Origin of the sequence: Desulfovibrio desulfuricans DSM 642 (assembly GCF_000420465.1) — a bacterium.
In the GTDB taxonomy this organism is placed as follows: domain Bacteria; phylum Desulfobacterota; class Desulfovibrionia; order Desulfovibrionales; family Desulfovibrionaceae; genus Desulfovibrio; species Desulfovibrio desulfuricans.
In genome coordinates, this window is record NZ_ATUZ01000005.1 from 1 (window position 1) to 22,226 (window position 22,226).

Here is a 22,226-nt window from a genome sequence, read left to right on the forward strand (position 1 = left end):
GCACGTTTTGGCAGATTTATTTCTGACGCATGGCAGACCTGATAACATTCGCTCGGACAACGGTCCAGAATTCGTAGCGTTAGCTTTAAAAGAATGGTTGGCAAATCTGTCTGTGCAGACGCAGTACATTGAACCGGGCAGCCCTTGGGAAAATGGTTACTGCGAAAGTTTTAACGGCAAGCTTCGGGACAAGCTGCTGGACGGCGAGGTGTTTATGACGTTACAGGAAGCCGAAGTAGTTATCGAAAACTGGCGCCAGCACTACAACCACCGTAGGCCGCATCGCTCCCTTAACGGTAGACCTCCTGCGCCATTGACAGTTTTTACCCCTCCCCAAAGAGGAGAAATGGGACCAATCTCGCCTCCGCCAGAATTATCAGCTATACAGGCGACAGAAACAGAACCACAAAGAATCTACCACTAACATTTAACCTGGTACAAAAAAACGGGGCTGGTCAGCCAGGCATACCGCGCTGTTCAATCCACTTGTAAATTGTCTCATTAGTTACACTTAAGTAGACACAGATTTCATCGACAGTCAGCCAACGCTCGTCCATGCCCTGCACCTTTTTCATCACGGATTCCTATAAGAATAACATCTTGTTATTTTTTATTCTTTTCTGGCCAGACGATAGGTGAAAATTACATTAAATGCAAACGACTTGAGTCGAATAGTATCGATTTTTATAGAAAAGATCGATATACTACGTAACATGCCGAAACACATAGCGGAAACATTTTTCACATCCGATATTACTAACTCACCGCCAGAGCCGCTGTGTGCGGTGCGGCGTCATCAACAGCAAGCCGCAAGGCGCATTACATCCGGACGCCCCAGACATGGTAGCCGGTTGGCGGGAATTCCCCCGCCGCTGTGGCGGCAATGCGCCATACAGGAGATAAGGCGAAATGCTGTAATAAACTCTTGTGCGCCGCGTGCGACCTGCTCCAACCTCCCTGGAGATTGGAAATGGAAACACGCGAAAATGAATATTTTGTCATCAAGGACTTTGAGCGCAAGGCGCAGGAGCTGATCCACATTATGCTGCATCTTTGTGAAAAACGCGTGCTTGCAGCGGAAAAAGCAACTTCCCCCACGGGGGATACCATGGCGGAAGCGGCCTTGGCCGTCAAAGCCAGCATCAGGACATTTATCTTTATAGAGCGCTTACCGTATAAATAGCCGTTGACCTGAGCGCCCACGGTAGCGTGGGCGCTCTTGGCAAAGCGTCATCGCTCCACGCCTCGCTGTTTTTCTTTTGTGTATTCAAAGCCCGGCTCACGACGAATACGATTACCCACCAGTAGCAAGGCTTTTCCCCATTTTTTCTGTGCATAGCCCTTGGCCACGGCTTCAGCCGTTTTATCTTGGGCGGTGAAAAACATCTCCTTGCCACTATCCCTGACAGTGCCACCGTTTGGCAGAGTGAACACAACCGCGCCTTTTCCATCCACACGGTGCTTTATTTGGATGTTTTGCTCAACAGCAACTTGTTCCATGCACAGAACGGCCTGGAGACGGGTTTTGCCCTTGCCGGAAATACCCTCCATTTCCAGAATGCCGCGCTCTTTCTCCACCTGTTCAACCCTGGTCGCAGTCTTGACGGTGTAATCCTGTCCGTGGGTACTCCAGTCTTTCACTGGAGCTGCGGGCCTCTCCGGTGAAACAATTTCCGTGCTGGAACGCAGGACAGACAGAGCGACTTCGCTGCCCAGTTCCGCCTTGTGCTGCAAAAAACCGTTCCATGACGTGTACGGTACTTCCTGGCGCACCACTTCACGCGGTTCCTGAAAGGTCAACTTTTCCTTGGCCAAGGCCTCAGCTTCGTGCTTTCTGGCCAGTTGCAGCAGGTTGCGGCGGTTGCGCTTGGCAATGCCTTTTTTCTCCAGTTCCCGGCGCTTGGCTGCCCATTCGGCACGAATGGCGGCAAGGACGGTGGCTTCCTGCTCTTTGATGTTTTGAAGCGTGATTTTCCGGGCTTCAATACCCGCCTTAAATTCTGCGAATAGTTCACCGCGTTCAGGAGAGCGCTGCAAGGGCGTGGCCTTATAGCGTGGGTGTTCTTGTATGTGCTCCAGACTCTGCGGCGGAAGGTAGGGGCCAAGGCGGGCCTCCAGCTTTTTCTGCGAGAGGCTTCTGTCCAGAGCGCTTGCCTTCATGGCATGAGTCGGGTTGCTGCTGTGTCGGTCTTTGATCGCCAGGCCGTTGCCATGGGGCTTTATCTCCAGGCCGCAACAGGCAAGCGTTTCATGCAGCGCTTGCCAGGAGGCTGCCGCTTCCAAGGTTTGCAAAACCGCCTCTCTGTGGCTCTTGGCGTAGCCCTCAAAGGATTGCTGGCCGGTGTGGGCTTCCACCAGGGCGGCTTTTTCGCCCAAGCGCGTCCGCTCTCTCTGACGCTCAGAAGCCAGATCACGCCCGTTATCAACGACCAGACCGAATTCGCGCTCCAGCTCCCGGCATACTTTGTCGCGTATCCAGAAGTCACGAAATTCCTTGTTCAGGGTGTATTTTTCCGGGTGCACCATGTTGTAGGCAATGTGCATGTGGATGTTGCCGGTGTTTTTATGCACGCCACAATGGCGTTGATGAGCTGACCAGCCCAAGGCCTCGGCAAAACGTTCTTCTATCGCTTTGAAAGATCCTGGTGTCAGTTTGGCTTCATCTTCAGGCCGAAAGCTCACAACCAGGTGGTAGGTCTTCGAGTTCGTAGCGCGGGTATTTTGCGCCTGTGTGTCCAGAACCTCGGCAATGCCTTCCGCGTAATCCTCCCCGCCAAGGCATCCCGCACACCAGCTCATGAGCGCCTTTTCGCCTTCGTACCCGGCATCGGCAATGTAGGCGGCAAGGCGGGCGTAATTGTCATTTTTCGGCGCTATGCCGATGCGTTTGCTGATCATGGCTATCTGATCAGTCCGATGGCGTTTTGCAGCTCTCGCTGTCGGGTGTCCAGATCATGCAGAAGCCGATGTACGGTATGTTTGTCCGCGCCATTGGCCAGAGCCTGCTTGACCAAGCCGCCCAAGCGCCCAAGGTCGCCTTTAATCCGCCGCAGTTCGAGCCGGGCTTCCTGATGTTCCAGGCTGGGTACGGGAAATCCCAGACACACCCGCTTGCTGAACGTCGAAAGTGATAACCCGGCCTTGCGGGCTGACGCCCGGACTGCGGCGAACTCCTCCGGTGTCAGGTATGTTCTGAGTATCAGGCGTTTCGAGGGCATGGGGAACCTCCTTCAGGTTGGAGGCGCTCTGGCCCGCGTAGTGGCGGTAAACGTACCAGGCATATCGTCTGCCGCGCTCCACATCCGGGGAATGATACTTGCCGACTGCCTGCCAGTTCAGGCCGTGCCGGGCTATCTCCTGGGCCAGAATCCATTTGCCCCAAGTGGCGTTTACCTCAGGGTCAAGCAAAGAAGCTGGAGGAATACCGTAGCGTTCCATCCACCACGAATTTACCTGCATCAGGCCCACATCAAAGCTCTTGCCCGCCGCCTGCGCTGCCTGGATTATGCGCTCGGCTTCCTCTCGCGTTGCCGGAAGATAGGATTTGCCCGCCACGTTGATGGCCAGAGGATTCAAATCGGACTCCTGCCGTGTGATGGCTTCCAACAGCTTTGGCGGCGGGCCTGATTCTGCTGCTCTGACCGGCAGGGTTGAGAAAAAAAGGATGGCCATAGCCAGCATGAGTGCTTTCATCATGGAGTCTCTACCTCCGGTTTTACGTTGAGCGAAACGCGAATAAGTCAGCCCCGCAGGGCAGGACGGGGATGGAACTACCTGAAAGGTGGGTACACTCCCCTTGTCCTGTCCTCTTAGAAAAATGCAGTATAACATACTGAAAACAATATTGTTATGCCTCGAGCGATCTTTGACTAACATTGCTTTCCGTCGCTTTTACACGCATATCCTGGCCCGGACGGTATCTTGGGAGGCTAAGCTGGAATGGCATGTAATTGCAGGAGAATAGAGAATATTACGGAATAACTGGCTGTCATTCACAATTTTGCAACAAGCTGCTGCAAAATTTTGCCAGCCTGCAAATTTGGCAACAGGCTGCTGCCAAATTCACACATCTCTTTTCCTCATTGGCAGCGCCGAAGGCGCTTGCTTTTTAATTCTGGCCAGCGGCACAACTTATGGTCAAGGCCGCAAAATCCGATCAATCTGGCTTCCTTCATTTCTGCTTTCTTAATTTTTTGCCTCTTGGGTATTTATGAGCGACACTTGAGGCCTAACCATGCGACACTTAATTTTTATACAGCAGGGAAAGACGGGCTTTACTCCAAAAAAGCACCCCTGGAAGGCTAGCGAGGTAGTAAGGAAAGGAAGAAATGGCCTGAAGACGGCCTTTAAAAGGCTCAAAAAGCAAAAGAGCCCCGTGGTGGCTCATCTGCTCCTGGCAAACGCCGGTTGGATGCGGCGTACGTATGCCTGGCCTGGGCTGTAATCCGGTGGATACCCCAAGGCCTCGTTTGTTCGTCGTTTCGCCTCGGAGCCGTCCAGGCTCTGCATGAAGAATTCACCGCATTTGATGTTCCAACGGCGCACGGCTTCTTCATCATACGGCTGAGCCTGACTCCGATACGGCAGCTTTTTGGCGATCCGGCGCATCAAATCAGACAATTTTCGATTTGCCCGTTGTGCCCGGCGCTGGAGCCTGGCTGAGGCTCTCTGTCGCTCACGCTCAAGCATAGGGCCAAGATCCAGCCACTCAAAGAAAGCCGCTTTCACAACCCGAATTGCCCGGCATCCGTAATAGTCGCCTTGTTCGTTCTGCGTCCGTGGCTGTGCTACTTCCAAAAAACCGGCGTGCTTCAACAGGGCAATGGCTCTTTCGATGCGGCGCTGGCCGATGCCCGCAGTCGCCACCAGGCTTCTCATATCGATATCAATAAAGCCGTGTTCCAGGGTCGGCGTGCCCAAGCAGAGGGAAGCGAGATCCAGATATGAAAGAAGGGTTTCAATGACGATTTGCAAGGCTTCCCGGCGTTCGCTCCGAATGGCCCGTTTTGCTTTTTGGAGTGGTGGGCATTTGGCAGGATGCCTGTACCATGCTTTTGCTCGTTCCGCTGCCAACGACAAAATGCGCGGCAAACCACCTTTTCCTTTGCGAATGGGATGGGTAGGGCTGAGCCTTGGCCGTTTTGGGCAATGGCCGCAACGGTTTCCGGTCGCGGCGCTCATTCTGCTACCCTATTGCTACCCCAAAAAAAGGGCAAAAAGGAAGGGTTTACATGCAAATCTTGCACGTAAACCCTTGTATTTATGGAGCCGCCTGTCAGATTTGAACTGACGATCTGCTGATTACGAATCAGCCGCTCTACCAACTGAGCCAAGGCGGCGTAGGAAAATCTATTTATCGTGGCAGGGTAGCAATAGGGTAGCAGAAAACAAAAATCAAGAGTCCCAAACGCATGGCAACTATTTGATTTATCCCTATTTTTTCTACCAAAACCCTCCAGGGCATTACTTATTACGAATCAGCTGCTCTACCAACTGAGCTAAGCTGGCAACCGACATGAAGTGCCAAAAAACAGGGCCGTTGTCAAGCGGATAGGTCTGTTCGGCTTACGCGCATTCCACCACGAGGGGGATGACGTGCAGCTCGCGGTTCACTTCTTCCGTGTGCCCCAGCTTCCACTTGGTGGATTCCACAGGCCAGCCGAGGTGGGAGGCAACATCGCGCGCAACGCCAGCCACATTCAGGATGGGGTGCCGCTGAAAAACCTGGGGCAGCCCATAGGTCAGGTTACAGGCAAGGCACTTGCCGGGGCGCTGGCGCAGTTCAAAAGCCAGTTTGGCCTTTTGCGGCTCAACACTGCGGCAAACAAGGCCGATGTCGTAAGCGCCTTCTTCTGCGCCGCCAAAAAGCGCGTCAAAAAATTCATCTGCACGGCCAGCGGGAAAAATCTTGTCCAAAAAGGTCTGATCCAGGTTCTGCATGGTCATAAACATCCTCTGTCATTACATGAGCGGTGTTTGTATTCAAATGGCCGTCAGGCCACAAGAGCGCGTAGCAGCTCGCGCCCAAGGCGGATATCATCGCCATCAAGGCGCGAAAGCGAAAAATACGGTATCAGTTCCGCAGGGCTGGCGGCATTGCCGCCGGGATTGCACCCGGCAAGTGCGCCGAGCCATCCGGTTATTCTGCGCGGGTCTGCTCCCATTTGTCGCAGGTTGCGCAGCGCGAGGCTCTGGTGCCTTTTGGCAAGGCGTTCGCCCTCGTCATCCAGAAGCAGCGGCACATGCGCATAAGCGGGAGCACCATAGCCCAGGAGCTTGAGAAGAGCAATCTGCCTCGGCGTTGAAATGAGGATGTCGCGCCCGCGCACCACCTGATTTATGCCCATGAGCGCATCGTCCACGGCCACGGCAAGCTGATAGGCCACAACGCCGTCAGAGCGGCGCAGGGCAAAGTCGCCTCCGCAGTCGGCAAGTGTGAATGCTCGCGGCCCAAATACAGTATCGGTGAAATTCACAGGCCCGTCCGGGCAGTGCAAACGCAGGCAGGGGCGGCGGCCTGACTCCAGCAAGGCTTGCCGCTGCGCCTGATTCAGGCTGCGGCATGTGCCAGGGTAGGGCGCTCCAGCATCATCAACATGCGGCGCACCTGCCATGCTGCGCAATTCCTTGCGTGTGCAAAAGCATGGATACGTCAGGCCAGCGCTTTCAAGCTGCGCAATGGCGGCCGCATAGTGCTTGCCCCTGCGGCTTTGCTCAAACGGTCCCATGCACCCGCCAGCCGGTTCCGGCTTGTCCGGGCCATAATCCCAATCCAGGCCAAGCCAGGTCAGGTCTTCAATGAGGGCTGCGGTGTATTCGGGGCGTGAGCGCTGCGGATCAATATCTTCAATGCGCAGTACCACCTCGCCAGAGCTGGCCCGGGCGGCAAGCCATGCAAGCAAAAAAGCCCAGGCGTTGCCAAGGTGGATATAGCCGGTAGGGCTGGGAGCCAGCCTGCCGCGAATAACAGGCGCGGCGTGCATGAAACTATTTTTTGTTCCAGGGCATGGCCGAAAGCAGTATGCCCAGACCGCAAAAGCCTGTCACACCTGCAAACACAAGCCCCGCGCCCACAAAGGCCGAAAGCCACAGCATCGAGGGCCACGCCAGAGAGCCGAGCACGCCAGCCAGCACCAGCCCGCCAGCGCCAATCTGAATCTGGCGAAAAATGGGCAGCGTCTGTTTGGAGGTTTCCACAGGCAGCGCCTGTTTGGCCCAGGCGCTAACGCCGCCTTCCATCTGCCATGCGGGGCCAGCCGCAAGCTTTTGCAGCAGGTCGCTGTTCTTGGTGGTGCGGTTGCCGGAATTGCAGGTAAATATGATGGGGAGTTCAGCGGTGGCGGGGCGCAGATCCATCCACGAAATAACCGAAAGGGGGGCCGCTTCGGCACCGGGAACGCGCAAGGCGGCGAGTTCGTCCGCCTCACGTACGTCAACAAGGCGGGCCTTGTTATCCTGCATCATTTTGAGGGCTTCTGCAGGAGAAATATTGGGAAGCATCGACTATGTCCTATGAATTCTTATCCCGGTTTTTGGCGGGAGTTTTTTTGCTTTTGCCATCGTCAGATTTGGAAGAAGCCACCTTGCCGTTGCTCTTGTCCTTCTTGCCGGATTCAGACTTGGCAGACTCGCGCTTGGTGGGTTCGCCCTTGGAGGCGCTGGACTTGGAAGAGCCAGACTTGCTGTCGCTTTTGGCGGCTTCCGGCTTGTGGTTTTCAGTCTTGCGCGTTTCAGCCTTGGGAGCGTCAGATTTGCGGGCTTCGCTCTTGCGCTCGGACTTTTCAGCTTCAGCCTTGGAAGAACTGGATTTGGACGACGAGGCGCTGCTCTTTTTGTCTGACTTGTCTTCCTTGACTGATGCCTTGCCTGAAGACCTGGAGGACGACTTGTCAGCCTTTTCCACCTCGATCTTGCGGGTGGAGCCGTGTTTCTTGTCCAGACTGGCCACTTCCACAAACTGATCGCGCGATTTGGAAGGATTTTTATTTCTGGAGCGGTCTTTGTCTTTTTCCTTGCTGCTCTTTCTATGGTCGTCATTGCTGGCAACGCTGGAGCGGGAGGAGGGCTTGTGGCTGCGATAAATATCGCGCACGGCCTTTTCTTCCGCGTAGTCGTTCAGGCGGGTCTGGGCTTCGGCCACGAGATTTTCGGTGCCGTCCATTTTGACGCGCCGGGCACCGAGGAATGTGCCTTTGAAATATGGGTCGTCCAGAGAATTGACGCGCACGGTGGTGCGGCGGTGGGGGCTGTGGATAAACTTGCCGTCGCCCACATAGATGCCGGTGTGATAGCCCCGGCGGGGGTGGCGGAAGGCGACAATATCGCCAACCTGCATCTCTTCCACATTATTGATGCGCTTACCCACAACGGATTGTTCACGCGCGGTGCGCGGCAGGCTCACGCCAACGCTTTTGTACGCCCAGCAGACAAATCCCGAGCAGTCAAACCCGCCCGGCGACATGCCGCCGGGAACATATGGGGTGCCGATGGCAGACCGTGCCTTGCGCAAAAGCTGCTGACTGCCCTGCTGTTCGTTATTGTCAAAAGCAGCTTCATACGAACGGCGAAAACGCTGTTCCGCCTGTGTGCTGTAGTCATCACGCTGGTTGTTTTTTACTGCGCAGCCAAAGGTCATGGCGCAAGCCAGAGTCAGCGCACACAGTTTCAGGCATCTACCCATCGGCACTCCGTGTGGGTTGCGCCGCAGCACAAGGCAACGGCGGGTCACGCAAAAAAACGGGAATAACCCCGTTTGTCTGTAGTTGGTCAAGCCTTGATGTCTAAAAGCGTACCCAGCATGGAATCACTGGTGCGCACTACTTGCGCGTTTGCCTCATAGGCGTGCTGGGTGGAGATCATCTGAGTGAATTCCCGCGCAAGATCCGTACCGCTGGGTGCGGATGCTTCCAGGGGAATACCGGAAGTGACATCAAGAACGGCGTTGGCGGCATTCCAGTTCGAGCTGGGGCCGACTTTTGATCCCGCGTCTTTCATCGCGGCTTCAAAACTGACGCCCTGATCGTTGGCGTTGCTGGAGTAGACGGCACGGCGCGGCTCAAAACCAGCCGTACTGACGTTGGCTACATTATGCGCTGTAACAGCCGTGCCCCACGAAAAGGCATTCAAGGCTGATGCGCCGATCTGTAGGCTACTGCTACTCATCATTCACACCTTACGGCTTAACTAGCACAAGTATTACCCGAATACAAAAACTTTTTTTTGGCCCGGTTGGCGGGTAATTGCGGTTTTTTGCAATCAAGGGTCGGGGCAGGTTTTCAGAGTATTATCGCGTACTCAGAACATGCTGCCGCATGGCGCCAGTGTAATCAGCGTCAGCAAGGCATGTCAGCGAACAGAGAGATCGCGCTCGATGCGGGCAAAGGCATTGTGGTTGTGGATTGATTCCATGCTCTCCACCTCAACGCTGAACCACTCCACCTGCCCGTGGGCCGTGAGCTTTTGCGCCACGTTGCGCACCACGTCTTCCACAAAGGTGGGGCGGGCAAAGGCGCTCTCTGTGACGAATTTTTCATCCTCACGCTTGAGCAGGGTGTAAACGGCTGAAGAGCCGGATTCTTCGGCAATGTCGATGAAATCCTCAAGCCACGAAAAAGCCCGCATGCGCAAACGCATACGCACCATGGCCCGCTGACTGTGCGCGCCCTCGCGGCTGATGGCCTTGGAGCAGGGGCAGACAGTCATGACCGGAACATCGGTTTCAAGAACGAACGACTGGCCCTTGTCGTCCAGCTCGCCGGTGAGGCGGCATTCGTAGGCTACTGTGGCCGGGCTGCCCGAGGCAGGGGCCTTTTTGACAATAAAATAGGGAAAGCAGAACCGGGCATACGCCCGCCGCGCGCCAAGCCGTTCCTTGATATTGACCAGCAGCCGCCGCACGGACTGATAGCTGATCTCGTCGTTCCATTGTTCCAGAGCCTCAACAAAGCGGCTCATGTGGGTACCTTTGAAGGATGAAGGCAAGTCCACCCCAAGGTCTACGGTAGCCACGGTCTGTTGCGTCCCCTGGCAGCGGTCGCGCACCAGCAGGGGCAGCTTCAGCTCGCGAACACCCACGCGGTCAATATTCAGGGCAACCTGCGGGGCGTGGCTCTGTACGTCTTCCATTATGCCAGATCCTGTCCTGTAGTAGTAGCGGTAAAAGTGCCGTGCTTGACGCCGCGGCAGGAGATCAGTTTGTCGGCAAGGGCGCGCAAACGCTTGGGCTCGCCCTTGAGCACCAGCACCTCTAGGCAGTTGTAGTGATCCAGATGCACGTGAAGCGTGGTGACAATAAGATCGTGGTCATCGTGCTGGATAGTCATGAGCCGACGGGCCAGATCGTTTTTGTGGTGGTCATACACCAGGGTGAGCGTACCCGCGCCGGAGGCATCGTTGCTCCAGCGTTCTTCCACCAGCGCCTTGCGGATAAGGTCGCGTATGGCTTCAGAACGGTTGGGATAGCTTTTGCGTTTGCACAGCTGGTCAAAAGGTTCCAGCAGATCTTCATCCAAAGAAACGCCGAAGCGCGCCAGGTTTCCCATGGTATTTCCCGTATGGCCCGTGAGGGCTGATTGGTGTGGTTGAAGAACGCCCCGAACTCAGGCCCGGCGGCTGATTTCCCAAACGTGTACGGTAACGGGCACGGGCTGGGCGTAAAGGGGATCCACGGTTTCGTGGTGCACCCGTCTGCCTTGCCAGCCGCCGTTTTGCAGCGCGTGCAGAAAAGCATCGTACACTGTGCGGCCCGGCTCCGCCACCCATGCCGCGCCTCCAGGGGCAAGGGCATGGTCAAGGAAGCGCAGCACCGGAGCCACAAAACGCTTTTCATACATGATATCGCCGCCCCAGATACGGTGCATGCTCTGCGCCCGCACGGCGGGCCGCCGCCAGTCCATGACTGTCCACAACGGCTGCGGCACTTCGTTGATATCGGCGTTACGGGCCGCAAAGTGCAGGGCGGCTTCCTCATAGTCCATGGCAGTCATTTTTGCGCCAAGCCACTGGCCCACCATGGCGGTGAGGCCCAGGCCGCAGCCGATATCCAGACAGGGCTGCCCGGCTATGCATTGCCGTTGCTGCGCAAGCCAGCCCGCCAGGGCAACGCTTGAAGGCCAGAGTTCCGTCCAGTAGGGCAGGCGCTCATCGTCAAAATCATCGGGCGAGGCCGTCATGGCGTCCCAAAGCTGCTCAAGGTCGGCGGCCCGGCTGAGCCGCCACAGGCGGCCTGCGGCGCGCACTGAAATGTGCGGCGTGTATTCGGTCAGGCCGTGGGTTTCAGATTGGGAAAATTCGGAAGTCGGTTCGGTCATTCGGCAAGCATAGCGCAATGGCCTGTAGCTGTACAGATACGCAATAGTGGGGCAAACCCTGGGCCGATGTGCCCTGCGGCGTGAAAATAACGCGGCAGAAACAGAATTTAAGCCCGTAGAAGCAGCGCGAATTTTAAAAAGTAAGCACTTGAGAAGCATTTCTTGCGGGTATATAAAGATTGGCCTTACAAAAATGCGTTTTTCGACCGCAAGGGCGGCCATGCGCGAAGCCCCGCAAGGACATTTTCATGGACAAGCACAGCGAATACCTGAACCGTATCCTTTTGAGCCGCGTGTACGACGTGGCGGTAGAAACCCCCCTGGACGAGGCGGTCAGTCTTTCGCGCCGCACCGGCAATAATATTTTGCTCAAGCGCGAAGACCTCCAGCCTGTTTTTTCCTTCAAGATCAGAGGCGCCTACAACAAGATGGCGCACCTTACCAAGGAAGAACTGCGCAGGGGCATTATTACCGCCTCGGCTGGCAATCACGCTCAGGGCGTTGCCCTTGGCGCGCGCAAGCTGGGGTGCGAAGCTACCATCGTCATGCCCGTGACCACGCCCGCCATCAAGGTCGAGGCTGTGAAGCGGCTGGGTGGTCAGGTTGTGCTTTCCGGTGAGTCTTTCAGCGATGCCTGGAAGCATACACTTGACCTGATTCAGGAAACCGGCTGCGTGTATATTCCGCCTTTTGACGACCCGGATGTCATCGCAGGGCAGGGCACCATCGGCATGGAAATCCTGCGCCAGCACCCCGGCGATATACACGCCGTTTTTGTCCCCATCGGCGGGGGCGGCATGGCGGCGGGCGTTGCCGCCTACATCAAGAACCTGCGGCCTGAAATCCGCGTCATCGGCGTGGAGCCTGTGGATTCCGACGCCATGCGGCGTTCCGTCATGGCTGGCCAGCGGGTAGAACTGCACGATGTAGGTCTGTTTGCCGACGGCGTGGCCGTCAAGCTGGTGGGTGAAGAAACCTTTGTTCTCTGCCGCGACCTGCTTGACGACATCATCACCGTTGAAACGGACGCCATCTGCGGCGCTATCAAGGATATTTTTGAAGACACCCGCGTGGTGGCCGAGCCTGCGGGCGCGCTTGCCCTGGCTGGCCTGCGTGCTTACGCCAAGGCGGGTGATCTGCATGATGCCACCCTGGTAGCTATTGTGAGCGGCGCAAACATGAACTTTGACCGCCTGAGCCACGTGGTGGACCGTGCGGAGATAGGCGCTCAGCGCGAGGCTCTGCTGGCAGTCACCATCCCCGAAACCGTGGGCAGCTTCCGGCAGTTGTGCGCCTCTTTTGGCAGCCGCAACATCACGGAACTCTGCACCCGGTATTCAGACCCGGTAAAGGCCAGGGTGCTGGTGGGCATCAAGATCAACGGGCGCGATGATGTGCCCCAGGTGCTGAAAGAACTGCGCGGCAAGGGCTTTGAGGCCATTGACCTCACGGATAACGAACTGGCCAAGGTGCATGTGCGGCATCTGGTAGGCGGCAATGCGCCACAGATTCTGCACGAGCGTTTGCTGCGCTTCACCTTCCCCGAACGCCCCGGCGCGCTGCTGGACTTCATGGACGCCATGCGCGTGGATTTCAGCATTTCGCTGTTCCAGTACCGTTATCACGGCGCGGATTTTGGCCGCGTGCTTGTGGGATTTGAAGCGCCCGATGAGAAGAAGGAAGCCTTTGAGGATTTTCTCAAGCGTGTTGAAGCCATGGGCTATCCTCATGTGGAAGAATCCAACAACGATGCCTACAGGATGTTTCTGGGCTGGCACGAATAAGCCCGTCTGAAGCTGAATAAATGTAAAACACCGGCTGCCCTGCAAAGAACAGCCGGTGTTTTACATTACGGCCTGTTGAACAAAAGCCGCGTTAGTTATGTGCAGATACTGCTTACTGGCCGAGCAGCTTGCGCGCTTCCGGGGTGAGGCCCTTGAGGCTGGCAAAAACAGCTTCGGCCCCCCGCTGGTCAGGATCCTGAACAATGGCAATAATGACCTTGTCCGCCGTAGCGTTGACCTTGGTCACGCCGGGGGCGGGAAAGGCCTGGCTGCGCAGTTCGCCGTTAAACGTCCAGAACGGCCCCTGCGGGCGGGGCTGGGAGGCGTTGGCCTGAAGGGTGGCCAGCTTGTTGGCAATGGAGGCGCTGTCGTCTTTCTGCGTATTGGGCAGAACAAAAATGCTGATGAGCGCGGCGTAGTCGTCTTTCTTTTCGTTGGAAAGGCCCAGAATCAGCATGCATTCATCGGGATTTCCCGATTTGAAGCCCATTTTTTCCTCGCCGTCCCAGCCATGGGGCAGGTCGGCACTGAAAAGCGTAAACGAGCGCGGTTCAGCCTGGGCTGTGACCGTCAGGCAGAGCATGAGAAGGGATAGAAAAAACAAAGTCCGCATGGGAACCTCCGGGTTGCGGAAAAATCGAATCCGTATGTGCAGTTGGGTATACGCGCTGCCCGTGTGCGGGGCAAGCATCAGCGCCCGAGCGCCAAAAGGAACGGAAAGCTCGCGCCCAGCACAAGCAGCAGAAGCCCAACTACATTGAGCCAGTAGAGTTTGCGGGGTGCGCGCAGAACAAACAGGGCCACCCAGCAGGCAATGGCGAGGGTCATGGGCACAAGGCCCATTGCCTGCTCCGCCAGACCTTGCGGCAAGGGCCCCTGACGCAGGGAAAAGCCGATCACAAGCCCCCAGCGGTCAATGCAGCGGGGGATAAAGCCCACCATGGCCCACAGGGCGCACCAGCGGGCAGCGCGCTGCTCGTCCGCCAGCGTGAATGCGGCTCCGCTGTTGCGGGCCACAAGGGAAAGGATGATCAGCGCAACGCTGCCCGCTGGGGTCAATGCGGTAAAGTAGTCGTGCAGGGTTTTGGGAAGCACGGCCAAAGCCACATCCCCCATGCTCAGCCCTTGCGGCAGGCCGGAAAAGGGCCAGTTGGGCAGAACCTGCGCGGCAAAAAAGCAGAGGGCCGCCAGCAGCGCAAGGCCAACGCGCAGGCCGATCTGCCCTGGCTGCCAGTAATCCTGCGCAGCTTGCGGCATGGGTGCCGCGCGGTCGGCGGCAAGGTACAGCAGCAGGCAGATTATGCCAGCCAGCCATGCGGCAACCGCCGTTGTGTAGGGCAGCATGGCGGGCATCCACAATGATACGCCTTCAAACATGTGTTCCGTGCTGCGTATGCTTGCCAGCAGGGCAAGAACACTGCCTGCGGCCAGCAGCGGGCCAAGAACCGCCAGCCCCGCAGCGCTGCGGGCGAGGGTGCGCGCGCCATAGGCGCAGAGTCTGGCCTGGCCTCGTCTGCCTGTGGCCAGGGTGAGAGCGATAATAAGGGGCATGGCCGAAGCGGCGCTTGCGCCCAGGGTCAGAACAGCGGCAATCCATTGCCAGCAGAAAAGCCAAGAAGGAATAGTTTGCATACCCAGCCTTGTATCCCGAGGCCGTGCCAGCCGCAAGCGAAAGACCTCTCTTGCTCCTGAGCGGCCCTTGCCCTATAGTTCACGCCACTCTGCAATCACACTGGGCGGTCATTGCGCACCGCAGCATGGGGTTTTTATGTCGTTTTTTGCTGTTCTGCTCCTGGCCGTTGCCCTTTCCATGGATGCATTTGCCGTTGCTCTGGCTTCTGGCTGCGCCCTGCGCGTGCCGCAGGCACGTCATTACTTCCGGCTTTCCGCGGCATTCGGTTTTTTTCAGTTCGCCATGCCGGTGGTGGGGTGGTATCTGGGCATTACCATGCGTTCTTATATGGAGGCGTGGGATCACTGGATCGCCTTTGGCCTGCTGGGCTGGATAGGCGGCAAGATGGTGTTTTCGGGTTTTTCAGCCCTGCGGGCGCGTTCCTCCTGTCCGCGCCCTTCGGTGGATCCCACTGCGGGGCGCAACCTGCTGGTGCTGAGCGTTGCCACAAGCATTGATGCCCTGGCCGTGGGCCTTTCTTTTGCCATTCTGGGAACTCCTGTCTGGAGCCCTGCCCTGATGATCGGCCTGGTCTGCGCGGTTATTACCGCTGTGGGCGTGTACCTGGGCAAGGCGCTGGCCAATCTCTGCGCGGTCAACGGATGGGCTGAACTGCTGGGCGGGCTGACCCTGCTGGCTATTGCCTGTAACACGTTGCGCGAGCATAATGTTTTTGGTTAATCACCAGTAACTGCCGTTTGACCGGCAAAACCGCAGGAGTTTTCATGGCTACCGTCAGCGCAAAATATCTTGGAGATCTGCGCGTGGAATGCGTCCACAACCAGAGCAGCACAAGGATCATCACAGACGCTCCTTCTGACAATCAGGGGCTGGGTGCGGCTTTTTCGCCCACCGACCTGTGCGCCACAGCCCTTGGGGCCTGCGCCATGACCATTATCGGCATTTATGCAAAGACGCATGGTGTGGACGTGACCGGCACAGAGATGGAGATCAACAAAACCATGAGCGCCGACCCGCGCCGCATCGGCAAGATTGAAGTGACCTTCAAAATGCCCGACCGCGAATATTCCGCCAAGGAAAAGACGGTAATTGAGCGCTGCACTCAAAGCTGCCCAGTGCACCACACCCTGCACCCCGATGTGGAGCAGGTGTTTACCTTTATATGGAAGAACTGAAATCGGCGTGCGGGGGTGCTGAAAGGCGCGCCTTGAATCTGCCTGGTGCGCGTTATCAGCACTCCTGCATGGTGCTTACCCGGCATAACAGGATATCGCATGACTTCTCCTCCATTGGTTTCAGTAATAATCCCCAGCTATAATTACGCCGGTTTTCTCCCTCACGCTGTTTCCAGCGTGCTGCAGCAGCGTTGCCCGCAGGTGGAAGTGGAGGTGATTGTGGTGGATGATGGCTCAACGGACAACACCGCTGAGGTTGCCCGTTTGTTTGGGCCGGATGTGCACTATATTTATCAGGAAAATCAGGGGCTTTCCGCAGCGAGGAATGCTGGATTGCGTGCGGCGCGCGGTGATTTCATCGTCTTTCTTGACGCGGACGACCTTCATGCAAAGGGATTGCTGGCGAGCCAGCTGAAAGTTTTTACCGCTCAGCCTGAGCTTGATATTGTCATTTGTCGCTGCCTGGATTTTTCAGAAGGCGCAAATAGACAGGTCGATGGGTTGTGGTCGCTGGTCAACAGCCATTGGGATGTGCATGCATGCAACGCCAACCTTGCTCCCGTGCATTGCTATATGGTGCGGACAGATATTGTGCGCCGTGTCGGCTACTTTGATCAGGGCCTCAGATCCTGCGAAGATCAGGATTACTGGTTGCGATGCTACGGTCTGGGGGCCAAAGTGGGCATAAATACAGATGGGGTGGTGTTTTACCGCAAGCACGGCGGCGGTATGACGGAAAATCGCGCCCGGATGTATCACCATGACTCGCTTATGCACGAAAAGGTTGGCCGTATGCTGGCCGAGCTGCCGGAGTTCCCCTTGCAGGCCAAGTGTGCAGGCTGGCTGGCCCATGCCGCTGGCTGCCTTGTTTCTGCCGGATATCTCTGCGAGCTTGATCCTGAGCGCTCACGGGTCATGCAGGATTTTTTTACAAAGGCAGTGCTCGCAGCCGCGCCGCTGTTCAGCAACAGTTTGCCGCGCAATGATACGGGCAATCTGCGCTATGTTCAGGATTATTACGGGGGGCGGTGCCTGCGCCTTGCCACATGGTCTGGCTTGCAACTGACGCCCACAGCCGCCAAGGCCCTAATGGTGCTCAAGCGCATGTTTCCCCGTATGGCCGATCTCTCGTCAGATGCGCTGAATGCGCGCCTGCGCAGCACCTATGCCAGACTTTGCGTGATTGGCCTGCCATCGCAGGTGGGCACGGGGTAAACGCCCGAGCAGCGCCGCACAGCGCAGACCAACTCTGCGGTCTTGCTGTTTGGCCCGCAAGAGGCTATTGGTCTGCCTGCACAGTTTCCCGCCATATGTGGCGAACGAAGGAGATATTCATGCCGAAGAACGCGGCTTTGATTCTTGCAGCGGGCAAGGGAACCCGCATGCACTCGGACAGGCCCAAGGTGCTGCAAACGCTGCTGGGCGAGCCAATGCTTGCCTGCGTCATTGAGGCTCTGCGCCCTGTTTTTGCGGAAGACGTCTGGATTGTGGCCGGGCATCGCGCCGAAATGGTGCAGGCCGCCTTTCCTGACGCCCGCTTTGTGTTGCAGGAACAGCAGCTTGGCACAGGCCATGCCCTTATTCAGGCTCTGCCCGCACTGACAGAAGCCGGTTGCACCCATTTGCTGGTGGTCAACGGCGACGCGCCCCTGCTTTCGGAATCTCTGGTTCGTTCTTTTCTTGCCGAGGCCGTTGGGGCCGATCTGGCTTTTGCCACCATTGAGCTGGACAACCCCGGCGCGTATGGCCGGGTGGTGCGCCAGCAGGGCAAGGTCAAGGCCATTGTGGAAGCCAAGGATTATGATTCCTCGCTCTACGGGCCGCCCTCCAACGAGGTTAACGCGGGCATGTACTATTGCAGTCTTGCTGCGGTGCAAAGCCTTTTGCCTCACCTGAACAACAGCAACAAGAGCGGTGAGTATTACATTACAGACCTCATCGGCCTTGCCGTTGCGGAAAAATACGAAGTTCTCGGCATCCAGTGCGGCCGCGATGATTCGCTCATGGGCGTGAATTCGCCAGTTGAGCTTTCCCGTATGGAAGAAACCCTGCGCGCCCGTATTGTTGATGATCTGCTTGCCTCGGGTGTTATCGTGCATGCGCCGGGCTCGGTGCGTGTTGGCCCCCTGGCGGAGATAGAACCCGGTGTGGAACTGACTGGCCCGTGCGAAATTTATGGACGCACCAGCATCAGCCGTGGGGCCAGCGTTGCCTCGCACTGCGTGGTGCGCGACTGCGTGATCTCCAATAATGCAGAGATCCGTTCCTTCTCCCATCTGGAAAAAGCCCGCGTGGGCGCAACCGCTTTGGTGGGGCCCTTTGCCCGCCTGCGGCCCGGCGCTGTGCTTGAAGAACAGTCGCATGTAGGCAATTTTGTTGAGCTTAAAAAGACCCATCTTGGCAAGGGCGCCAAGGCTAACCACCTTACCTATCTTGGCGATGCCGAGATAGGCGAGGGCACCAACATCGGCGCGGGCACAATCACCTGCAATTATGATGGAAAGCACAAGTTCCAGACCAAAATTGGGCGCTATGCCTTTATTGGCAGCAATACGGCCCTGGTTGCGCCTGTGAACGTGGGCGACGATGCCCTTGTGGGCGCAGGCTCGGTCATTACCCGCGACGTACCCAACGGCGAACTTGCCATAGCCCGCGAAAAGCAGAAAAATCTGCCCCGCAGGAATAAATAAACGGCCCTGGCGGCCTGTGCCGCAAGGGTTTTGGCTTTTTGCAGCCCGCGTCGGCACAGCCCGGCGCGGGTATTTTTTCGCCCGAGCGTATCCATTCTTGCCAAGGTCATGTCGCGGTGTTATTTACAAATCATGGAACTTTTGGAGCAGCTTGAATCGCAAGTCGAGGCGCTTTTGGCCCGACTTGACCGCCTCAAGGCGGAAAACGCGAAAATCAGTGCGGAGTCTGCCGATGTGGCAGCCAGAAATGACGCACTTGATGAAGAAAACCAAAAGCTGCGTGAAGCTCTTGAAAACGAAGAAAAGCTACGCACTGAGGCGCTGAATCGCATTGACGCCTTGCTGCGCAGGATTCAGGAGCACGACAGCGTCGAGTAGGTTTTTGTGAACCAGGATACTATCAACCTCACCGTTCTTGGGCTGAGCATTGCATTCAAGCCTGGAGCCGACATGCGGCGCGTACAGGAAGCCGTGCGGCTGGTGGAGGAACGGTTCGCAGACCAGAAGCTGAGGTTCCACGGAGGGCAGACCAAGGACATTCTGCTGACTTTTATGGCCCTTGGACTGGCGGATGATTTGCTGCAATCGCAGAAAGAGCAGGCGGACGTGCAGAATCGCGTCTCAACCTTGCTTTCAAAAATAGAGGAGTCCTCTTAGGCTCCTTTGGGCGCTTCCCTGGGACGCGCGTGATTTATGCCTCGGTGCTAACCTGACAAGAATATAAAAGGGGGCCGTCACTGTCTTTGTGTGTGCACGCCCGGCAAGACCGGGAAGCCCGGAAAGGACATACAGGCGCCCGACCTGGTTATCCAGGTTCTGTACCGCAAGCATGACACGGCGCTCCGGGGAACGCGCCTTCTTTTGACGTATCTGGCTGCCATTCTTAGTGGCCGATGCTTTTGCGCAGTTCATTCCAGACCGTTAATCGGTATCCAGCCAGGGTTTCAGCAGCCCCTTTGGGCTCATTTTGCTACGGTGTGCGGCAGTCTTGCCGCTTGCCGGTGTTCATCGGCCCGCGCCTCTTGGCGCAGGGTCCGTATCGATAAAAGAGAGAGGCTGGATTCATGGATCCATTGTTCATTGCAGCGCTTGTAGCTGCGGCGCTGCTGGGGGTTGCGCTGGGGGTGTTTGCGCACAAGCGTTCTGCCGCAAAACGTGTGGGCGACGCCGAAGATCTGGCGAAGCGCATAGTGGCTGAGGCGCGTAAAGAGGCGCAGGCCCAGAAAAAAGAGATATTGCTTCAGGGCCAGGATGATCTGTTCAATCAAAAGCGGGAACTCGAAAACGAATTCAAGGAACGTGAGCGCGAGGTCAAGGCCCGCGAACGCAAGCTTGAAGAAATGGGCGGTCGCCTTGAGGAAAAGCTTGAAAAAGCAACCACAAGGGAGCACGAACTGCTGACTTCAGAGAAAGAACTGGCCCGCAAGGAGCGCCAGCTTTCTGAATCTGAAATGTTTTTGCAGACCCGTATTGAAGAGCAGGAGCAGCGGCTTTCTGAAATTGCTGGCCTCACTGCCGATGAGGCAAAGGTTCGGCTTTTCAGCGAAATTGAAGCCAAAACCCGGCACGAATCGGCGCGCATGATCCGCCAGATTGAAATGGAAGCGCGCGAAACTGCCGACCGCAAAGCCAAAGAAATTCTCTGTAATGTCATCCAGCGCTACGCGGGCGACTACGTCAACGAGCAGACTGTTACGGCTGTGACCCTTCCGAGTGAAGATATGAAGGGCCGCATCATCGGGCGCGAAGGCCGCAACATCCGCGCGCTTGAAGCTGCCACCGGTGTGGATCTTATTATAGATGATACGCCTGAAACCGTTATTCTTTCAGCTTACAGCCCGCTGCGCCGTCAGGTTGCCAAAATGGCGCTTGAGCGTTTGATCCAGGATGGCCGCATTCATCCTGCCCGCATCGAAGACATTGTGCAGAAGTGTGAGCAGGAACTGGACACCCAGGTGCGCGAAGTGGGCGAACAGGCCACCTTTGACGCGGGAGTTCACGGTATCCATCCGGAAATCGTCCGTTTGCTCGGGCAGTTGCGCTACCGTACCTCGTTTACCCAAAACGTGCTCCAGCATTCTCTTGAAGTTTCGGCCCTGTGTGGCATGATGGCCGCCGAGCTCGGCATGGACGTCAAAAAAGCCAAGCGGGCTGGCCTGCTGCACGACATCGGCAAGGCCGTTGACCACGAGGTGGAAGGCCCGCATGCCCTTATCGGCGCGGACCTCGCCAAAAAGTACAACGAAAGCCAGGAGATCATCCACGCCATTGCAGCCCACCATGAAGACCAGCGCCCCTCAACGGCTCTGGCAGTGCTGGTGCAGGCGGCGGACTCCATCTCTGGCGCGCGCCCCGGCGCACGTAAAGAGCTGCTTGAAAACTACGTAAAGCGGCTTGAAGATCTGGAGGGCATTGCCACCAGCTTTGATGGTGTCAGCAAGGCATACGCCATTCAGGCTGGCCGCGAGATTCGCGTGATGGTCAACTCCGACATGGTTGATGACGACACCACGTATATCCTCTGCAAGGATATTGCTGAAAAGATTGAGAAAAACCTTACCTATCCCGGCCAGATCCGCGTGACGGTCATTCGTGAACGTCGGGCAGTGGGGCTGGCCAAGTAGAGCAAAAGCCTTAAACAGGCGCTCAACGCAGGCAAAACCCGCATGCGTCTGTTTCGCGGCAATGATTTGCAGGCAAATCCTTGCTTGAGCATTTCATGAATGAAATGATCAGGCCCATGGGTGCAGCGTATGCAGAACCTTCCCTTATTTGTGTTAGATCTGGCGGCCAGCTTCATGCTGGCCGCTGCCGCATCTTGCCGGGCTCGCTCTACGGGAGCACATTTCAGCGGTGCTGCCGTTCTTGCCTGTCTGGCGGGGATGGCCGCGCCGCTCGCTCGTGATGGGCTGCTCGGCTATGGCGCCATTACCCTCAATCAGGGGGAATATCTGGCTGCATGCGTGTGCGGCGGCATTGCCGGTATCATTATAGGGCAAAGCAGTCGGGCCTGGATGGCCTTCTTTTGGCTGGATGCGCTGGGGCTGGCGCTTGGAGCTGGCGTGGGAACCGTAAAGGGCGTGATGGCCGGGCTTGGCCCCACAGGCAGTATACTGGTTGGGATACTGGGCGGGCTTGTGGGCGGCATTGCGCGAGACCTTTGCCTCGGGGATATGGCCCGTGCGGTGGAAGAAAATATGTACGCTACGGCCGCCGCCTTTGGCGGCATGCTGGCGCTGACCGTGATGCTGCTGACAAATCTAGATCCCTGGCAGGGTGCGCTGTGTGGGGCGTTGCTGGCGGTTGTTTTGCGAGGGGTGAAAAAAGCCAAAATTGTCTGAAACGTCGGCGAGTTCGGCAAATGATTGCGAAAAAACGGCACTACGGCTTGACTCCGTAGTGCCGTTTCGCTATTTTTAACTTCCGCTGCACGAGCAAACCATGCTTTTTGTGGTTAATTTGCAAAAGGCTGAAAAACTGGTTGACTTGTGGAGTAGGGGGGCGCATAACCGCTCCTCGCGACAAGGGAAAACGGTTCACGGAAACGCAAGCGAAAAGAATTTTCGCGGGAACGAAAAAAACGGTTGACTCCTGAAGCGAAGGGGAGCATAAACGCTCCTCGCGATTGAAGAAAA

At 56.8% G+C, this 22,226-nt stretch carries 26 protein-coding genes, 1 tRNA gene, 1 other RNA gene and 1 pseudogene; 12 read left to right on the forward strand and 17 right to left on the reverse strand.

The window, feature by feature from the left end; genetic code table 11:
- Positions 1-424, forward strand: a 424-nt coding sequence (locus G449_RS17995) for an integrase core domain-containing protein (protein ID WP_159060404.1), incomplete at its 5' end; no start/stop codon positions are given.
- Between the two features lie 31 nt (positions 425-455).
- Here the strand turns inward: G449_RS17995 and G449_RS15480 are convergent.
- Complete coding sequence (locus tag G449_RS15480; protein ID WP_022657483.1) at positions 456-575, reverse strand: excisionase family DNA-binding protein; 120 nt, start codon at positions 573-575, stop codon at positions 456-458.
- A gap of 395 nt (positions 576-970) precedes the next feature.
- Between G449_RS15480 and G449_RS0101200 the strand changes: the two genes are divergently transcribed.
- Positions 971-1,183, forward strand: coding sequence for a hypothetical protein (locus G449_RS0101200; protein WP_022657484.1), 213 nt, complete (start codon positions 971-973; stop codon positions 1,181-1,183).
- Between the two features lie 47 nt (positions 1,184-1,230).
- Here G449_RS0101200 and traI read toward each other — a convergent pair whose 3' ends face one another.
- From traI to G449_RS0101265, 13 genes and pseudogenes are all read right to left on the reverse strand, one after another.
- Positions 1,231-2,898, reverse strand: coding sequence for a TraI/MobA(P) family conjugative relaxase (traI, locus tag G449_RS18000; protein WP_022657485.1), 1,668 nt, complete (start codon positions 2,896-2,898; stop codon positions 1,231-1,233).
- Between the two features lie 2 nt (positions 2,899-2,900).
- A pseudogene (locus G449_RS18750) lies at positions 2,901-3,146 on the reverse strand (plasmid mobilization protein); the annotation flags it as partial.
- On the reverse strand, positions 3,040-3,696 hold the full coding sequence (locus G449_RS15490; protein ID WP_022657486.1) for a lytic transglycosylase domain-containing protein: 657 nt from the start codon (positions 3,694-3,696) through the stop codon (positions 3,040-3,042). The pseudogene G449_RS18750 and the gene G449_RS15490, both read right to left, overlap by 107 nt.
- 687 nt (positions 3,697-4,383) lie before the next feature.
- On the reverse strand, positions 4,384-5,181 hold the full coding sequence (locus G449_RS17595) for a hypothetical protein (RefSeq protein ID WP_051135358.1): 798 nt from the start codon (positions 5,179-5,181) through the stop codon (positions 4,384-4,386).
- Positions 5,182-5,263: 82 nt separating this feature from the next.
- Positions 5,264-5,339 (reverse strand) — tRNA-Thr (locus G449_RS0101225).
- A 226-nt stretch (positions 5,340-5,565) separates the two neighbouring features.
- Positions 5,566-5,946: a hypothetical protein gene (locus G449_RS0101230; protein ID WP_022657489.1), complete on the reverse strand. Its 381-nt coding sequence runs from the start codon at positions 5,944-5,946 to the stop codon at positions 5,566-5,568.
- Between the two features lie 47 nt (positions 5,947-5,993).
- Positions 5,994-6,983 (reverse strand): tRNA glutamyl-Q(34) synthetase GluQRS, encoded by a 990-nt coding sequence (gene gluQRS, locus G449_RS0101235; protein ID WP_022657490.1) that lies wholly within the window; start codon positions 6,981-6,983, stop codon positions 5,994-5,996.
- A 4-nt stretch (positions 6,984-6,987) separates the two neighbouring features.
- Positions 6,988-7,500 (reverse strand): rhodanese family protein, encoded by a 513-nt coding sequence (locus tag G449_RS0101240; RefSeq protein ID WP_022657491.1) that lies wholly within the window; start codon positions 7,498-7,500, stop codon positions 6,988-6,990.
- A 10-nt stretch (positions 7,501-7,510) separates the two neighbouring features.
- Positions 7,511-8,680 (reverse strand): C40 family peptidase, encoded by a 1,170-nt coding sequence (locus G449_RS15500; protein ID WP_022657492.1) that lies wholly within the window; start codon positions 8,678-8,680, stop codon positions 7,511-7,513.
- An 86-nt stretch (positions 8,681-8,766) separates the two neighbouring features.
- Entirely contained in the window at positions 8,767-9,162 is a 396-nt protein-coding gene (locus G449_RS0101250) for a flagellar basal body rod C-terminal domain-containing protein (RefSeq protein ID WP_022657493.1), read from the reverse strand.
- Between the two features lie 183 nt (positions 9,163-9,345).
- Positions 9,346-10,125: a GTP cyclohydrolase FolE2 gene (gene folE2, locus G449_RS0101255; protein ID WP_022657494.1), complete on the reverse strand. Its 780-nt coding sequence runs from the start codon at positions 10,123-10,125 to the stop codon at positions 9,346-9,348.
- Complete coding sequence (gene nikR, locus G449_RS0101260; RefSeq protein ID WP_022657495.1) at positions 10,125-10,541, reverse strand: nickel-responsive transcriptional regulator NikR; 417 nt, start codon at positions 10,539-10,541, stop codon at positions 10,125-10,127. The genes folE2 and nikR overlap by 1 nt, the downstream gene beginning before the upstream one ends.
- Positions 10,542-10,598: 57 nt before the next feature.
- On the reverse strand, positions 10,599-11,309 hold the full coding sequence (locus tag G449_RS0101265) for a class I SAM-dependent methyltransferase (protein WP_022657496.1): 711 nt from the start codon (positions 11,307-11,309) through the stop codon (positions 10,599-10,601).
- Between the two features lie 248 nt (positions 11,310-11,557).
- Here G449_RS0101265 and ilvA point away from each other — a divergent pair, with 248 nt between their 5' ends.
- The gene (gene ilvA, locus G449_RS0101270) at positions 11,558-13,093 is read left to right on the forward strand and encodes a threonine ammonia-lyase, biosynthetic (protein WP_022657497.1); all 1,536 of its coding nucleotides are present in this window, start codon (positions 11,558-11,560) and stop codon (positions 13,091-13,093) included.
- 112 nt (positions 13,094-13,205) lie between these two features.
- Here the strand turns inward: ilvA and G449_RS0101275 are convergent, their stop codons facing one another.
- Positions 13,206-13,706 (reverse strand): hypothetical protein, encoded by a 501-nt coding sequence (locus G449_RS0101275; RefSeq protein ID WP_022657498.1) that lies wholly within the window; start codon positions 13,704-13,706, stop codon positions 13,206-13,208.
- A gap of 77 nt (positions 13,707-13,783) precedes the next feature.
- On the reverse strand, positions 13,784-14,725 hold the full coding sequence (locus tag G449_RS0101280; protein ID WP_022657499.1) for a hypothetical protein: 942 nt from the start codon (positions 14,723-14,725) through the stop codon (positions 13,784-13,786).
- Positions 14,726-14,861: 136 nt separating this feature from the next.
- Between G449_RS0101280 and G449_RS0101285 the strand changes: the two genes are divergently transcribed.
- From G449_RS0101285 to G449_RS17605, 9 genes are all read left to right on the forward strand, one after another.
- Positions 14,862-15,446: a manganese efflux pump MntP gene (locus tag G449_RS0101285; RefSeq protein WP_022657500.1), complete on the forward strand. Its 585-nt coding sequence runs from the start codon at positions 14,862-14,864 to the stop codon at positions 15,444-15,446.
- A 44-nt stretch (positions 15,447-15,490) separates the two neighbouring features.
- Entirely contained in the window at positions 15,491-15,901 is a 411-nt protein-coding gene (locus tag G449_RS0101290; RefSeq protein WP_022657501.1) for an OsmC family protein, read from the forward strand.
- A gap of 99 nt (positions 15,902-16,000) precedes the next feature.
- The gene (locus tag G449_RS17600) at positions 16,001-17,116 is read left to right on the forward strand and encodes a glycosyltransferase family 2 protein (protein ID WP_022657502.1); all 1,116 of its coding nucleotides are present in this window, start codon (positions 16,001-16,003) and stop codon (positions 17,114-17,116) included.
- A 119-nt stretch (positions 17,117-17,235) separates the two neighbouring features.
- Positions 17,236-18,591, forward strand: a complete 1,356-nt coding sequence (glmU, locus tag G449_RS0101300; RefSeq protein ID WP_022657503.1) for a bifunctional UDP-N-acetylglucosamine diphosphorylase/glucosamine-1-phosphate N-acetyltransferase GlmU — start codon at positions 17,236-17,238, stop codon at positions 18,589-18,591.
- 132 nt (positions 18,592-18,723) lie between these two features.
- The gene (locus tag G449_RS0101305) at positions 18,724-18,969 is read left to right on the forward strand and encodes a cell division protein ZapB (RefSeq protein WP_022657504.1); all 246 of its coding nucleotides are present in this window, start codon (positions 18,724-18,726) and stop codon (positions 18,967-18,969) included.
- A 6-nt stretch (positions 18,970-18,975) separates the two neighbouring features.
- Positions 18,976-19,248 (forward strand): cell division protein ZapA, encoded by a 273-nt coding sequence (locus G449_RS0101310; RefSeq protein ID WP_022657505.1) that lies wholly within the window; start codon positions 18,976-18,978, stop codon positions 19,246-19,248.
- Positions 19,249-19,260: 12 nt separating this feature from the next.
- Positions 19,261-19,444, forward strand: a non-coding RNA gene (gene ssrS, locus G449_RS18005) — 6S RNA.
- Positions 19,445-19,655: 211 nt separating this feature from the next.
- Complete coding sequence (gene rny, locus G449_RS0101315; protein WP_022657506.1) at positions 19,656-21,215, forward strand: ribonuclease Y; 1,560 nt, start codon at positions 19,656-19,658, stop codon at positions 21,213-21,215.
- Between the two features lie 129 nt (positions 21,216-21,344).
- The gene (locus tag G449_RS17605; protein WP_022657507.1) at positions 21,345-21,932 is read left to right on the forward strand and encodes a TRIC cation channel family protein; all 588 of its coding nucleotides are present in this window, start codon (positions 21,345-21,347) and stop codon (positions 21,930-21,932) included.
- A 40-nt stretch (positions 21,933-21,972) separates the two neighbouring features.
- Here the strand turns inward: G449_RS17605 and G449_RS18565 are convergent.
- A partial coding sequence (locus tag G449_RS18565) for a hypothetical protein (RefSeq protein ID WP_211215136.1) occupies positions 21,973-22,226 on the reverse strand: 254 nt, incomplete at its 5' end.

What these genes read in the sequence shown, in the direction of transcription:
- G449_RS15480 (WP_022657483.1), bottom strand. Translation starts at nt 575, where the DNA reads ATGAAAAAGGTGCAGGGCATGGACGAGCGTTGGCTGACTGTCGATGAA.
- G449_RS0101200 (WP_022657484.1), top strand. Translation starts at nt 971, where the DNA reads ATGGAAACACGCGAAAATGAATATTTTGTCATCAAGGACTTTGAGCGC.
- traI (WP_022657485.1), bottom strand. Translation starts at nt 2,898, where the DNA reads ATGATCAGCAAACGCATCGGCATAGCGCCGAAAAATGACAATTACGCC.
- G449_RS15490 (WP_022657486.1), bottom strand. Translation starts at nt 3,696, where the DNA reads ATGATGAAAGCACTCATGCTGGCTATGGCCATCCTTTTTTTCTCAACC.
- G449_RS17595 (WP_051135358.1), bottom strand. Translation starts at nt 5,181, where the DNA reads ATGAGCGCCGCGACCGGAAACCGTTGCGGCCATTGCCCAAAACGGCCA.
- G449_RS0101230 (WP_022657489.1), bottom strand. Translation starts at nt 5,946, where the DNA reads ATGACCATGCAGAACCTGGATCAGACCTTTTTGGACAAGATTTTTCCC.
- gluQRS (WP_022657490.1), bottom strand. Translation starts at nt 6,983, where the DNA reads ATGCACGCCGCGCCTGTTATTCGCGGCAGGCTGGCTCCCAGCCCTACC.
- G449_RS0101240 (WP_022657491.1), bottom strand. Translation starts at nt 7,500, where the DNA reads ATGCTTCCCAATATTTCTCCTGCAGAAGCCCTCAAAATGATGCAGGAT.
- G449_RS15500 (WP_022657492.1), bottom strand. Translation starts at nt 8,680, where the DNA reads ATGGGTAGATGCCTGAAACTGTGTGCGCTGACTCTGGCTTGCGCCATG.
- G449_RS0101250 (WP_022657493.1), bottom strand. Translation starts at nt 9,162, where the DNA reads ATGAGTAGCAGTAGCCTACAGATCGGCGCATCAGCCTTGAATGCCTTT.
- folE2 (WP_022657494.1), bottom strand. Translation starts at nt 10,125, where the DNA reads ATGGAAGACGTACAGAGCCACGCCCCGCAGGTTGCCCTGAATATTGAC.
- nikR (WP_022657495.1), bottom strand. Translation starts at nt 10,541, where the DNA reads ATGGGAAACCTGGCGCGCTTCGGCGTTTCTTTGGATGAAGATCTGCTG.
- G449_RS0101265 (WP_022657496.1), bottom strand. Translation starts at nt 11,309, where the DNA reads ATGACCGAACCGACTTCCGAATTTTCCCAATCTGAAACCCACGGCCTG.
- ilvA (WP_022657497.1), top strand. Translation starts at nt 11,558, where the DNA reads ATGGACAAGCACAGCGAATACCTGAACCGTATCCTTTTGAGCCGCGTG.
- G449_RS0101275 (WP_022657498.1), bottom strand. Translation starts at nt 13,706, where the DNA reads ATGCGGACTTTGTTTTTTCTATCCCTTCTCATGCTCTGCCTGACGGTC.
- G449_RS0101280 (WP_022657499.1), bottom strand. Translation starts at nt 14,725, where the DNA reads ATGCAAACTATTCCTTCTTGGCTTTTCTGCTGGCAATGGATTGCCGCT.
- G449_RS0101285 (WP_022657500.1), top strand. Translation starts at nt 14,862, where the DNA reads ATGTCGTTTTTTGCTGTTCTGCTCCTGGCCGTTGCCCTTTCCATGGAT.
- G449_RS0101290 (WP_022657501.1), top strand. Translation starts at nt 15,491, where the DNA reads ATGGCTACCGTCAGCGCAAAATATCTTGGAGATCTGCGCGTGGAATGC.
- G449_RS17600 (WP_022657502.1), top strand. Translation starts at nt 16,001, where the DNA reads ATGACTTCTCCTCCATTGGTTTCAGTAATAATCCCCAGCTATAATTAC.
- glmU (WP_022657503.1), top strand. Translation starts at nt 17,236, where the DNA reads ATGCCGAAGAACGCGGCTTTGATTCTTGCAGCGGGCAAGGGAACCCGC.
- G449_RS0101305 (WP_022657504.1), top strand. Translation starts at nt 18,724, where the DNA reads ATGGAACTTTTGGAGCAGCTTGAATCGCAAGTCGAGGCGCTTTTGGCC.
- rny (WP_022657506.1), top strand. Translation starts at nt 19,656, where the DNA reads ATGGATCCATTGTTCATTGCAGCGCTTGTAGCTGCGGCGCTGCTGGGG.
- G449_RS17605 (WP_022657507.1), top strand. Translation starts at nt 21,345, where the DNA reads ATGCAGAACCTTCCCTTATTTGTGTTAGATCTGGCGGCCAGCTTCATG.